Annotated in this window: 9 protein-coding genes; 8 read left to right on the top strand and 1 reads right to left on the bottom strand. The window is 72.4% G+C overall.

All coding sequences use genetic code 11. The features are described 5' to 3' along the window. The first annotated feature begins 84 nt into the window (after positions 1 to 84). The 7 genes from ACSC1Q_RS12695 (at position 85) to ACSC1Q_RS12665 (ending at position 7,454) form a co-directional block, all read left to right on the top strand. Positions 85 to 1,380 (top strand): cytochrome P450, encoded by a 1,296-nt coding sequence (locus ACSC1Q_RS12695; RefSeq protein ID WP_436758879.1) that lies wholly within the window; start codon positions 85 to 87, stop codon positions 1,378 to 1,380. Continuing rightward, the gene (locus tag ACSC1Q_RS12690; RefSeq protein ID WP_436758878.1) at positions 1,370 to 2,572 is read left to right on the top strand and encodes a flavin monoamine oxidase family protein; all 1,203 of its coding nucleotides are present in this window, start codon (positions 1,370 to 1,372) and stop codon (positions 2,570 to 2,572) included. Before ACSC1Q_RS12695 ends, ACSC1Q_RS12690 begins: the two co-directional genes overlap by 11 nt. Further along, positions 2,572 to 3,576 carry a Rieske 2Fe-2S domain-containing protein gene (locus ACSC1Q_RS12685; protein WP_436758877.1) on the top strand — a complete coding sequence of 335 codons (1,005 nt, stop codon included), beginning with the start codon at positions 2,572 to 2,574 and terminating at the stop codon, positions 3,574 to 3,576. The genes ACSC1Q_RS12690 and ACSC1Q_RS12685 overlap by 1 nt, the downstream gene beginning before the upstream one ends. Beyond that, positions 3,573 to 4,367 (top strand): alpha/beta fold hydrolase, encoded by a 795-nt coding sequence (locus tag ACSC1Q_RS12680; protein WP_436758876.1) that lies wholly within the window; start codon positions 3,573 to 3,575, stop codon positions 4,365 to 4,367. Before ACSC1Q_RS12685 ends, ACSC1Q_RS12680 begins: the two co-directional genes overlap by 4 nt. A gap of 48 nt (positions 4,368 to 4,415) precedes the next feature. Further along, positions 4,416 to 5,288 (top strand): hypothetical protein, encoded by an 873-nt coding sequence (locus ACSC1Q_RS12675; RefSeq protein ID WP_436758875.1) that lies wholly within the window; start codon positions 4,416 to 4,418, stop codon positions 5,286 to 5,288. After that, positions 5,222 to 5,947 (top strand): VOC family protein, encoded by a 726-nt coding sequence (locus tag ACSC1Q_RS12670; protein WP_436758874.1) that lies wholly within the window; start codon positions 5,222 to 5,224, stop codon positions 5,945 to 5,947. Before ACSC1Q_RS12675 ends, ACSC1Q_RS12670 begins: the two co-directional genes overlap by 67 nt. 103 nt (positions 5,948 to 6,050) lie before the next feature. Next, positions 6,051 to 7,454 (top strand): NAD(P)/FAD-dependent oxidoreductase, encoded by a 1,404-nt coding sequence (locus ACSC1Q_RS12665; RefSeq protein ID WP_436758873.1) that lies wholly within the window; start codon positions 6,051 to 6,053, stop codon positions 7,452 to 7,454. A gap of 142 nt (positions 7,455 to 7,596) precedes the next feature. Here the strand turns inward: ACSC1Q_RS12665 and ACSC1Q_RS12660 are convergent, their stop codons facing one another. Further along, the gene (locus ACSC1Q_RS12660; RefSeq protein WP_436758872.1) at positions 7,597 to 10,035 is read right to left on the bottom strand and encodes an ATP-binding protein; all 2,439 of its coding nucleotides are present in this window, start codon (positions 10,033 to 10,035) and stop codon (positions 7,597 to 7,599) included. A gap of 237 nt (positions 10,036 to 10,272) precedes the next feature. Between ACSC1Q_RS12660 and ACSC1Q_RS12655 the strand changes: the two genes are divergently transcribed. Then, positions 10,273 to 12,522, top strand: coding sequence for a TOMM precursor leader peptide-binding protein (locus tag ACSC1Q_RS12655; protein ID WP_436758871.1), 2,250 nt, complete (start codon positions 10,273 to 10,275; stop codon positions 12,520 to 12,522).

The following is a 12,522-nucleotide window of genomic DNA, read 5'->3' as shown; positions in this document are numbered from 1 at the left end:
GAACCAAAGCTTGATCAGACAGACCGCTGATCGGGAGATCGGGAAGCGGCTGATCGGGCGAGCGACAGCAAGGGAAACTGACGCGTGACGGCAGGCACTCAGATCCGGCTCCCCGCCCACCTGTCCCACCCCTTCTCCCCCGCGGGACGGGCCGATCCCTATCCGGCCTACGACTGGCTGCGTTCCCGCGCCCCCGTCCACTACGACGCGATGTCGCGGCTGTGGCTGGTGACCGGGCACGCCGACTGCGCCGCCGTACTGCGTGACCGGGGGTTCTCCGCGAGCGCCGGGCAGCAGGGGCGGGCGCGCGGCGAGGAGCTGCCGCCGTCGATGCTCACCACGGACCCGCCCGACCACACGCGGCTGCGCGCGCCGGGACTGCTGCTGCTCGGACCCGCGGCGATCGCGTCCGTGGCCGCGGGGATCGCCGCCGACGTGGACGACCTCCTCGAACGGCTGGCGGGCGGGACCGTGGTCGACGCGGTCAGGGAGATCGGGAGCCCGCTCGCCACCTCGGTCTTCCTGCGGCTGTTCGGGCTGGCGGAACGTGACAGGAAGGTCTTCGCGCAGCTCGCCCAGGCGGCCTCGATCAATCTGGATCCGCTGGCCGGGCCGCAGGTGGCGGCGCTGGGCAGGTCTGCCATGGCGGAGCTGAGCCGGTTCCTGGACGGGCACCGCGCGGTCGCCGCGCCCAGCCCGCTGGCCCGGCTCGCCGCCGACGACCGGCTCACCCGGCCGGAGATGCTCGGGGTGCTCGGGCTGGCCGTGGTGGGCGGGTGGCAGCCGCTGGCCGAGGCGATCGGCAACGCGCTGTACTGGCTGCTGCCCCGGCCTGAGGCGCTCGCCGCGCTGCGCGAGGGCGGGGACGAGCTGGCCCGTACGGCGATGGACGAATTGCTGCGGCTGGAGGCGCCGATCCCGTTCACGGCGAGGGTCGCGGCCGGGAACGTGACACTGCCCGGCGGGGAGGTTCCCCAGGGGGCCCGGGTGCTGGCGGTCGTCGCCGCCGCGAACCGGGACCCGGCCGTTTTCGACCGGCCGGGGGAGCTGCTGCTCGACCGGACGCCCAACCCGCACCTGGCCTTCGGAGGAGGGCCGCACTTCTGCCTGGCGGCGCAGCTCGTCCGGCAGACCGGGGCGGTGCTGCTGTCCCGGCTGGCCAGGCGGTTCCCGGCCGCGTCGCTGGCCGACGCGAACCCCGCCTGGGCCGCGACCATGATCCCCCGGCGGCTGCGCTCCCTCCCGGTGAACCTGGGCGACCTCGCCGTGAGTCCGGGCGTCCTTCCAGCGGACCTGGACGGCCTTCCCGTACACCCGGGCGGCCTTCCCGTACGTCCGGACGCTGTCCCGGCGGATGTGGGAGGCGGGGATGCGTACTGAGGTCCTGGTGATCGGGGCGGGGGTCAGCGGGCTGACCTGCGCCGCCCGCCTGGCCGAGGCCGGGGTACGTACCGTGGTGGTCGAGGCCAGGTCGCGGGTGGGCGGCCGGATACGGACGTTCCGGCCCGCGGACGGCGGGCCCTCGCTGGAGCTGGGCGCGCAGGTCGTCCACGGCGACCGCAACCCCGTCCACGGGATCGTGGGGACCGAGACGGCGCCGCGGCCGACCGCGGCCCGGGTGGTCAGCGGGCGGGTGGGCCGTCCCATGGGGGCGCTGGCCCGCACGCCGAACGCGCCGTGGGCACTGGAGGCCAGGCTGAACGCCGAGGGCGCCGGGGCCGGTGAGTCGGTGAACGACTGGCTCGGGGACAGGGGCGGGCCGTACCCGGTGGCGAGCGAGTGGTTCCGTCAGATCTGGGCCGCCGACCCCGACCGGCTCAGTGCCCGGGGCGTGGCCGAGGCCCAGCGGGGGGATACCGCGGGGCGGGGGGAGTTCGTGGTGTCCGGCGGGTTCGACCTGCTGCCGCGACGGCTGGCCGAGGGGCTCGACGTGCGCACCGGCTGCCCCGTCCAGGTGCTCGGCTGGTCGCCGGGACGGGTCGACGCGCAGACGCCGGCCGGGACCGTGGAGGCGGAGCGGGTGGTGGTGACCGTGCCGCCCTCCGTCGTGACCCACGGCACGCTCACCGTCAAGGACCTGCCCGACCACAAGGCCGAGGCCGCCCGTGCCCTGGCCGGTGGGGACGGCTGCTGCGTCGTCGCGACCCTGTCCGTCCCCGCGCCGGAGACGGCGTCGGTGTTCGACGCGGACGGGGCCGGCGGTTTCGTGAGCTGCCGCGAGGGGCGCCCCGAGGCGCTGGTCGTGGCCAGGGACGCGGCGGCGGCCTGCGTGCGCGCCGCGACCGGTCCCGGCCTGTCGGCGCTGCTCGCGGTGGCCCTGCCCTGGACCGCGCGGGCCCGGGTGCTGGACACGGAGATCGCCGACTGGGGTGCCGACCCGTGGAGCCGGGGCGCGTTCACCGCGCCGCTGCTCGGCGCCGAGGGGGCTCCCGGGGTCTGGGCCGAACCGGTCGCGGACACGCTGTTCTTCGCGGGCGAGGCCACGGTCTCGGGAACGCGACTGCCGTGGGTTCAGGGGGCGATCGCCAGCGGGGCGATCGCCGCCGAGCGGCTCCTGGAGGCGATGGGCTGATGACGTCTTACTCGGAACAATCGACAGCACCGCATTCCGGCTGGTACCTGCCGGCCTTCACCTCGGAGCTGACGGCCGAGGTGACCCCCCTGGAGATCGGGACCCGGCGGCTGGTGGCCGTACGCGACGAGACGGGGATCCGCGTCTTCGACGCCGACTGCCCGCACCGGGGCGCGCATCTCGGGTACGGGGGACGGCTCTCGGGCGGCTGCCTGGTCTGCCCGTTCCACGGCCGCCGGATCGCGCTGGGCGAGGGCGGCGGGCGGTTGTCGGTGCGCGAGCACCACGTGATCGTCTCCGGTGACGCCGTGTTCGTCCGGCTCTCGGACGGCCCGGATGACGACCGGGGACTCACCAGGGCGCTCAAGGAGCTGGAGACGACCCACCCGCTCACGGCGGCCGTGGTCAGGCCGGTGGCCGCCGACCCGGCGCTGATCGTGGAGAACGCCTTCGACATCGACCACTTCACCGAGGTGCACAAGGTGCCGAGGCTGCGCGGGATGGCGCATCGGGACGGGGACGAGGGCGAGCTCGTCATCGAGGGCGAGTTCGTCATGGGGGCGAAGCCGGGGAGCACCTCCGGGCCGCAGGTCGTCCGGTCGCGGTTCCTGGCCCGCGCCTACAGTCCCGGCGTGGTCGTCACCCGGTTCGGGCCGCCGGGCTGGGAGCAGGTCATCGTCACCGCCGCCGTGCCGTACGAGGGGGGCGGGTGCGTGGCGCGGGTGGCGATCGGGGTCCGCCCGGAGCAGCGGGGGGAGTTGCCGCTGCTCATCCACGGCAGCGAGCGCGCGCTGGCGGAGGACGCGGTGATCTGGGAGCGGCTGAACCCGCGGGCGGTCCCCCGCTTCGACAGCAGGGACGTGGCGGTGGTGGCCTACCGGGAGTTCTGCGCGACCTTCGGAAAGCCGGCCTCCGGGGAACCGGCCCTCAGGGAGCCCGCCCTTGGGGAGCCCGCCCTTGGGGAGCCCGCCCTTGGGGAGACCGCCCTTGGGGAGACCGCGTGAACGGGTTGCGGGTCGTCACGTCGGGGATGGGCCCGGCGGTGCTGTGGGTGCACGGCTACACCATGGACCTCACGTTGTGGAGGCCGCTGTGGGGGCTGCTGCCGGGCTGGCGGCACATCGGCGTGGATCTTCCCGGTCACGGTGGCTCCGAACCGCTGCGCCCCGGTACGACGTTGCCGACGCTTGCGTTACGGCTGGCCGAAATCGCCGAGACCGAGCGGGCGGACCGCGTCGTGGGACTCTCCTTCGGGTCCAGCGTCGCGCTGCAGATGGCCCTGGAGGCGCCCGAGGTCGTACGGAACCTGGTGCTCGCGGCGCCGACGCTCGGCGGCGCGCCGCCCGACCCGGCGGCCCGGCGGCGCTACATGGAACTCATGATGGTGCGCAGGGCGGGCGGCGGGAGCGAGCAGATGGCCGAGCTGTGGATGAGCTCCCCGCCGGACATCTTCCGCGGCACCGAGGCGCACCCCGAGCTGAGGGCCCGGCTGCGCGCGGTGATCGGCGGGCACTCCTGGGCCGAGCTGGACACGGGGGCGATGGCCGCCCTCAGCGCGCACCGGCACCCGCCGGAGGACCTGGCCAGGATCAGGGCGGACACCATGGTGATCATCGGTGACGCGGACATGCCCACCTTCGTGACCAACGCGGAGACGCTGCGGCAGACGGTGCCCGGATGCCATATTCGGACAATCCCTAATTCGGGGCACCTTCCCCTGCTAGAGCAGCCGGAAATGTCAGCAAAAGCGGTATTTGCGGGACTGACATTATCTGAGAGAGTAGACCGGGTTTGAGGCTATTGTACGAGCGTTTACAGTTAGACACCCTGTAAGGGGGGTTAGTTGCCCCTGCTGTTGAGTTTCTTCGGCATGACCATCATGGTGCTCACCGAGCTCAGCTCCGGCGACCTGGCGTTCCTGTTCGGCCCTCACCTCGTGGAGAGCGGCGAACCACAGCTGGTCGTGAAACTTCTCACCGGCAAGTCGTCGGACGGGGAGCTGCTGGTCCACCGCCCCGACGGGATGCTGCTGCAGCGTCGCGTGTTCCGCGGATGGAGCACCATGCCACCCCCTCTCCCCCCGTTCGCCGTGCTCGACCATCTCTTCCTGGTGATGCGCGCCGTCGTCATGGCCAAGGACGACGCGACGGTCGCGCTGGTCGGCAGCTCCTGCTCACCCAGCGCCGGCGTGGCGGCCGCGCTGGCCGGCCGGTCCTGGCGGCCGGTGTCGGGACAGCTCCTCGTGGTCGACCGGTCCACCGGCCACACCCTCCCCTTCCACGTCCCGCTGGACCTGCGCGGCAGCGCCCTGGAATCGGCCAGGACCGGCGGCCTGATCGGCCCGGAGACCGGCCCCGGCACCTGGCGGCGGGCCCAGCCGACGCTGGCCGGGGAGTCCGTCCTGGTCCGCCCGGAACTGCTCGGCCCGATCGTCCCCATCACGGCCAGGCTCGCCCCGCCCACGCTGGTCAGGCTCTGCCAGGGGGACGGCGACCGCTGCAGGCTGGAACCGTGGGCCTTCCAGCCGCACGTCTGGCCGCCGAACACCTCGGACCTGGCCGACGCGCCCCGCTACCGGCTGCTCATGCCGGAGTTCGGTGGCGCGGAGGAGGCCGCGGCCCTCATCGACGACATGATCCAGGAGACACCATGCCCCGGCGGACCTCGTACGGCCCGGGAACACCTTGCTGGGTTGACCACGTCACCGTCGACCTGACCGGAGCGAAGCAGTTCTACGGCGGCCTGTTCGGCTGGGAGTTCACCAGGGAGAACGACCGCGGCTACCACCTCATCACGTTGCGAGGGGAGATCATCGGCGGCCTCGGGCCCAGCCCGACGGTCATGACACCCGGCTCGTCCTGGAACGTCTACCTGGCCTCCAAGGACCTCGACCACACCCGGACGGAGGTCGGCGTCCTGGGCGGCCGGGTCGTGATGGGCCCGGTGCCGGCGGGCGAGGACGGCCGCCTCTGCCTGGCCGTCGACCCGTCGGGCGCGGCGGTCGGCTTCTGGGAGGGCGGCAGGGACGAGGGCGTGGTCCTGGTGGACGAGCCCGGTGCCCTGTGCGCCTGCGAGCTGCACACCGCCCGCCCGGACGCGGCTGAGGAGTTCTACGGAGGTCTGTACGGCGACGTGCCCCTCGTGATCCGCCCCTCGTCCAGGACCGGCTGGGTGCCGTTCTTCGGCGCCCCCCACATCGCTGAAAACACCGAGGCCGCCGAAAACACCAGGACCGCTGAAGACACCGAGGCCGCCGCAGACTCCGGGAACACCGGAGGCGCGGCGGCGGCCCTGGCCGCCGGGGCCCGTCCGCTGGGGTCGGGCCTGTTCGCCGACCCCCTGGGCGCGGTCTTCGGCCTTACCGACATGAATTAGTCGAGAAATGCGTATCACGATGAGCACAAATACGTATTAACAAGCTTCCCCCACCCTTGCGATGATTCCGGAGTGAGCGGTTCTCGCAAGGGAGGGGCATTTCATGGCGCCTGACGTGGTGGTGATAGGCGGTGGCCCGGCGGGAGCGATCTCGTCGGCGCTGCTGGCCCGGGCCGGTGCCCGGGTACGCCTGCTGGAACGGGATTTCTTCCCCCGATATCACATCGGCGAGTCGATCTCCTCTTCCTGCCGGGCCATCATCGACCTCGTCGGCGCCCGGGAGAAGATCGAGTCCCGCGGCTACCAGGTCAAGGAGGGCCTGCTGCTCCGCTGGGGCGCCGAGCGCGACTGGACGATCAACTGGCCCGACCTCTTCGGCGACCAGGTGCGGTCCTGGCAGGTGGACCGCGCCGACTTCGACGACGTCCTGCTCAAGAACGCCGCCGAACAGGGCGTCGAGGTGCTCCAGGGCGCCCAGGTGAAGAAGGTCCTCTTCGACGGCGACCGCGCCATGGGCGTGGAGTGGACGCACGACGGGCGTCCGCGGGAGTCCCCCGCCGACTTCGTGGTGGACGCCTCGGGGCGTGCCGGTGTGCTCTCCTCCCAGCACTTCCGCAACCGGCGGCCGCACGACGTCTTCCGCAACGTCGCCATCTGGGGCTACTACCGGGGTGGCGCCCTGCTCCCCCGTACCCCCCGGGGCGGCATCAACGTGATCTCCGCCCTCAACGGCTGGTACTGGGTCATCCCGCTCAGCGGCGACGTCTACAGCGTGGGCTTCGTCACCCACCAGGACCACTTCCTGGCCCGCAGGCCCGAGTTCTCCTCGCGGAAGGCGATGTTCCTCGCCCTGGTCGCGGAGTCGGAGACGGTGGCGGAGCTGGTGTCGGGCGGCCACTTCGAGGGCGAGGCCCGCGTCGAGCGGGACTTCTCCTACTCGGCCGACAGCTTCTGCGGCCCCGGTTACCTCATCGCGGGCGACTCCGCCTGCTTCCTCGACCCGCTGCTCTCCACCGGCGTGCACCTGGCCATGTACAGCGGCATGCTGGCGGCCGCGAGCATCCTGTCCACCCACGCCGGGGAGGTCACCGAACGCGAGGCGCTGGGGTTCTACGAGTCCCACTACCGCAACGCCTACGGCCGGATGTTCTCCATGGTCGCCGGGTTCTACGAGCAGTACCGGGGCAAGAACAGCTACTTCTGGCTGGCCCAGCGCCTGGCCAGGGGCCAGTACCCGGAGCTGATGAGAAAGCGCGGCGGCGACTCCCCCGCGCCCTCCGACGGCGCCTTCGCCTCGATCACCTCGGGCCTGACCGACCTCGACGACGCCACCCGCGTCGGCGGCGCGGCCCCGCTCGACGCGATGGTGCTCGCCAGTGAGCTGGTCGCGGGGAAGGCCGACGGCCGGACGGCACGCACGGACGCCGGCGACGCGGCCGGGCTGTACCTGGTCACCGAGCCGAGACTGGGCATCGGCAAGGCCGTCGAACCGGTGGCCCCCCGTTGATCGGACGCTGAGCCGAACCGATGACTGCACGCTGATCGGAGAGCGGTGAACAGCCGAACCGGTGGCTCACCCTGATCAAGCCCTGATCAAGGCCACCCAGGTGAACGGCCGAACAGATGACCCCGCTCCGATCGAAAACCGGTCAGAGTCCGAGGGCGGTGGACAGCTGGTGCCGCCCTCGGATGCCGAGCTTGCGGTAGATGCGACCGAGGTGGGTGTCGATGGTGCGCTTGCTCAGGCAGAGCCGCTCGGCGACCTCCATGCTGCTCATGCCCTGCCGTACCAGCTCGACGACGCGCTGCTCGGCGGGGGTGAGCACGATCCTGGCGTGCGACGGCTGCGCGTCCGGCGCGTGCTCCCGGATCCCCGGCGGCTCGGCGGCGATCGTACGGGCCGCGGAGTGCTCGCCCAGCGCGGTGTACGCCTGGGCGGCGTGGGCGCGCCAGGGCAGGCAGGCGGGGTTGGTGATGCCGCGGGCGGAGAGCCGGTGCCCGCAGTCGAGGAACAGGCTCAGCGCGGTGACGTGGTCGTCCGCCGCCGCCGCGATCAGCCCCTGGACCTCCAGGACCATGCTCTTGACCAGGGGGTGGGCGTCCGCGGGGGTCGTCGTCTCGCGCATCAGCGCCGCGGCGTCCTCCACGCGGTCCAGCCGGATGAGGGCACGCGCGCCACAGGCGCGGGCCGCCGTGGCGAGCACCCGCGCGCCGATCAGCTCGGCCCCCTCCCGCGCTTCGAGCGCGTCCCGCAGGCTGTCGGCCGACTCGCCCCGCCGGTGGCCGACGTCCGACCGCAGGAGCAGCCCGAGCGCGTGCAGGTCCGGCTGGTCCCAGGTGCGGGCGTCCTGCAGGATCCTGGCGCACACGTCCAGCGCCTCCTCCGGCCGTCCCGTCCAGCCGAACGCCAGCGCGGCGCCCACCAGGCCGGTCCCGACCGGCCGGTCCCTGCGGGACCGTTCCCTGGTGGCTCGCATCGCCAGCCGCCTCGCGGTGTCGGGATACCGCCCGCCCGCCGCGACCATCGCCGCCAGCGCGCCGGAGAACTCCTTCGCCGCCGCGTCCTGCACGCCCGAAACGGCCATCCGCAGCGACCTGCGCAGCCCGGTGCGGTATCCCGACAGCACCCCCTGCGCGGTGAGCCGCAGCAGCGGCTCCCTCGGCGGGTCCGCCACGGCCGCCAGCTCGTGGGCCGCGGTGACGAACGGCCTGACACCCACCGTGCTGGCGGCCAGCGCGGGGCTGGCCAGGTTCAGCAGCGACCTGGCCCGCCGGGCGGGGTCGGGCGCGGTGGTGGCCAGCGCCTCGGCGTGCCGTACGCAGGCGTCCAGGTCGTGGCGCAGCTCGACCATGCCGAGTTGCAGCGTCAGCTCGTGAATGGTGGCGGGGTCGTCGGAACAGGCCAGCGCGCGGCGCAGGTACCGGGTCGCGTCGTCGTACTCGCGGGCCGCGACCGCCTCGGTGGCCGCCCTGCGCAGCACCGGGACCCCCCAGTCGGAGTCGGTGAGCATCAGGTGCTCGGCGGTCTGCCCGGCCGGAGCGCCCAGCCTGTCCAGCAGCGCGGCCCCGCGTTCGTGCAGGCCGAGCCGGGTCTGGTTGTCGATGCGCGACAGCACTGCCGCGCGGATCAGCGGGTCGCGGAACCGCACCGGCGGCCCCTCCGTGACGAGGCCCGCCTGGACGAGGGCCCGGCGGGCCTGGCGGATCTGCGGCTCGCCCTGGCTCAGCAGGATCGCCGCCACGGTGATGTCGGTGTCGGGTCCCATCACGGCGAGCTGGGTGAGCAGCTCCGAGGCCACCGGGTCGTGGTCGTGCAGCCATTCGAGCACGGTGTCCGACAGGGCCGCCGTGCCGATCTCCAGCACCTGGTCGGCGTCGGGCTCACCCGGGCTCACCCTGGCCTGCCGCATCCGGCTGGTCAGCTCGCGCAGCACCAGCGGGTTGCCCTGCGACAGCGTGTGGCAGAGCGCGGCCAGCTCCACGTCGGGCGGCGCGCCCAGCGCCTCCGCGACGAAGTCGGCCGTGCAGGTGGCGCAGAACGGCCGGAGCTGGACGAACCGCGCGTACGGCAGCTTGCCCAGATCCGCGCCCAGCCCGGCCGGGGTGCTGCCGGGCAGCGTGGCGACCATCATCACCGGCAGGTCGTCGAGGCGGCGCGCGATGTAGGAGAACCACCGCAGCGACGGCGTGTCGGCGAAGGACAGGTCGTCGATCGCGATCACCACCGGGTGGTCGGCGACCAGGTCCCGGGTGAGGTGGAACAGGTTGAGCAGCAGGTCGTGGGTCGCGGCGCCGTCGCCGCCCGAGGCGCGGTCGAACTGCTTGCGGGTCCGCTCGCCCGAGGCGAGCACCGGGTCGAAGAGCTGGCGGACCATGCCGTACGCGAAGTGACTCTCGCTCGGGTGGCAGCGTGCCCGCAGCACCCGGCTGCGCTGGGGAAGCATCTCGGTAATGGCGCCGAGCAGAGAGCTCTTGCCCATCCCGTTCTCCCCGAGGATTGACGCGACGGTCGGCCTTCCTGACCGAAGCTCGTCAATTGCCTCCCCGAATACAGTCAGTTCTCTGTCTCGGTGAAGAAGTGGAGCCATGCCTCATCGTCCCATTTTCTTGATCTGGATCTCAACGGGTTCCGTACCCGTCTTTCGCGGCGATCCGGTTGTGAGGCCGATTCCGCCGCCTGCCGCGACGATACTGAGGCGACCGCGCCCGCTCCCTAAGTATCGGCCGAACGATGCGTACAATTTTTTGCGCATTCACCGTGGCCGTCCCCTCGTGTTTAAATCCGCAATGAAGAAGGTGTCGAGAGCTTGATATAAAAAAGGCGGATGACGATGGAGAGTCCACGGCTGAAGGCTCATTTCCATGTCGAGGTCGTGGACGGATCCAGGGTCTTCCTGTACGCGGAGGGAATGGACTACCTCGTGCCGGGGAAGGCCGCCGCGGCGGTGCTGCCCTACCTCGACGGTCGCAGGACCGTGAGCGAGATCGTCCAGGAGTTGTCCGGGAGCGTGCCGTTCACCACGGTGCTGACCACGCTGCGCCGCTACGAGGCCGCGGGGCACCTCGCGGAGGGCAGGCCCGACCTGCCGGAGAGCGTGCTGGCCTACTGGGACGCGCTGGGCATCGACCCCGCGGCCGTCACGAAGGGCACCCCGGTCACCGTCTCCGCCGCCGGCGGGGTGGACGCCGCGCCGGTCGTGGACGCCCTGACCGAGCTGGGACTGAAGGTGGGCACCGGCACGATCGAGGAGGTGCCCGCCGAGGGGGTCTCGGTCGTGCTCGTCGACGACTACCTCGACCCGGCCCTGGAACGCCGCAACGCGCTGCAGCTCGCGTCCGGGCTGCCCTGGCTGCTCGCCAAGCCCGGCGGCGTGCACCCGTGGCTCGGCCCCTACCTCGACCCCGACCACACGGGCTGCTGGTCGTGCCTGGCGCAGCGGCTCGGCGGCAACCGCCAGCTGGAGCGCTACCTCGCCGGCAAGCGGGGCGAGCGGACGCCGCTGCACCCGGTGCGCGCGCAGATCACGGCGGGGCCGCTCGCGCTGGCCGGGATGCTGGCGGCCGAGGTCGCCAGGATCGTGGCGACCGGTGAGCCGGGCGCGCTCTGCGGGCAGATGGTCGCCCTCAACCTCGCGACCCTGGAGACCAGCAGGCACGTGCTCGTCCGCCAGCCGCAGTGCCCGTCGTGCGGCACCCCGCCCGACGACGACCCCAAGATCGTGCTCACCCCGCGGCAGGCGAACCACGTCACCGACGGCGGCTACCGGGTCAACCAGCCGCAGGAGACGTACGACCGGCTGGAGCGGCACATCAGCCCGCACCTCGGCGCGATCACCAAGCTGATCTCGATCGGCGCCGACCCCACCGGCCTGACCTTCAGCTACGCCGCCGGACACAACTTCGCCATGGTCAACGACAGCATGGACCTGCTCCGCCGCAACCTGCGCGGCCAGAGCGGCGGCAAGGGACGCTCGGAGATCCAGGCGAAGGTCAGCGCGGTCTGCGAGGCGATCGAACGCTACTCGGGGGTCTGGCGCGGGGACGAGCCGGTCGTCAGGGCCGCGTACGCCGACCTGGACCCGGCGACGGCCGTGCACCCGGACCGGGTGCTGCTCTTCTCCGACGAGCAGCGCGCCGGGCGCGAGGAGTGGAACGCCGACCCGGCGCACCGGCTGCAGCAGGTGCCCGACGCGTTCCCGGAGGACGTGCCGTTCGACTGGTCGCGGGCCTGGTCGCTGACCCGCGACGAGGAACGGCTCGTCCCGGCCGCCTACGCCTGGTACGGCCACCCCGACCTCTACGGCCACTTCTTCTGCATCGCCGACTCCAACGGCAGCGCCGCGGGCAACACCCTGGAGGAGGCCATCCTGCAGGGCATCTGCGAGCTGGTCGAACGCGACTCGGTGGCGCTGTGGTGGTACAACCGGCTGCGCCGCCCCGGCTTCGACCTCGACTCGCTGGACGACCCCTACGTGGGCGAGCTGCGGGCCTTCTACGACGGCATGGACCGCGACCTGTGGATGCTCGACCTCACCACCGACGTGGGGATCCCGGTGTTCGCCGCGGTCTCCCGGCGCCGCCACGAGTTCGAGGACATCATGGTCGGCTTCGGCAGCCACCCCGATCCGCGCATCGCGGCGTTCCGCGCGCTCACCGAGCTCAACCAGTTCCTGCCCAGCGTGGAACGGCGTGACGAGGAGGGCAACACGCTCTACCGCGTGGACGACCCGGAGATGCTCGCCTGGTGCAAGGGCGCCGTGATCGACCGGGAGCCCTGGCTGCTGCCGGACCCGGACCAGCCGTCCACCGCCGTCGGCCCGCCCGCCCCCACCGACCTGGCCGAGTGCATACGCCGGTGCGTGGACTCGATCGAGGCGGCCGGCTCCGAGGTGATCGTCCTCGACCAGACCCGCCCCGACCTGGAGCTGAACGTCGTCAAGGTGATGGCCCCCGGCCTGCGGCACTTCTGGCGCCGCCTCGCCCCCGGCCGCCTCTACGACGCGCCGGTGCGGCTCGGCTGGCTCGACCGCCCGACCCCCCAGGACGAGATCAACTCCTGGAACGTGTTCTTCTGA

The sequence above is a fragment of the Streptosporangium heterodermiicola genome (genome assembly GCF_051390675.1).
Lineage (GTDB): Bacteria > Actinomycetota > Actinomycetes > Streptosporangiales > Streptosporangiaceae > Streptosporangium.
The sequence above is the reverse complement of the archived record's forward strand: the minus strand, read 5'-3'. Positions and strand labels throughout refer to the sequence as shown.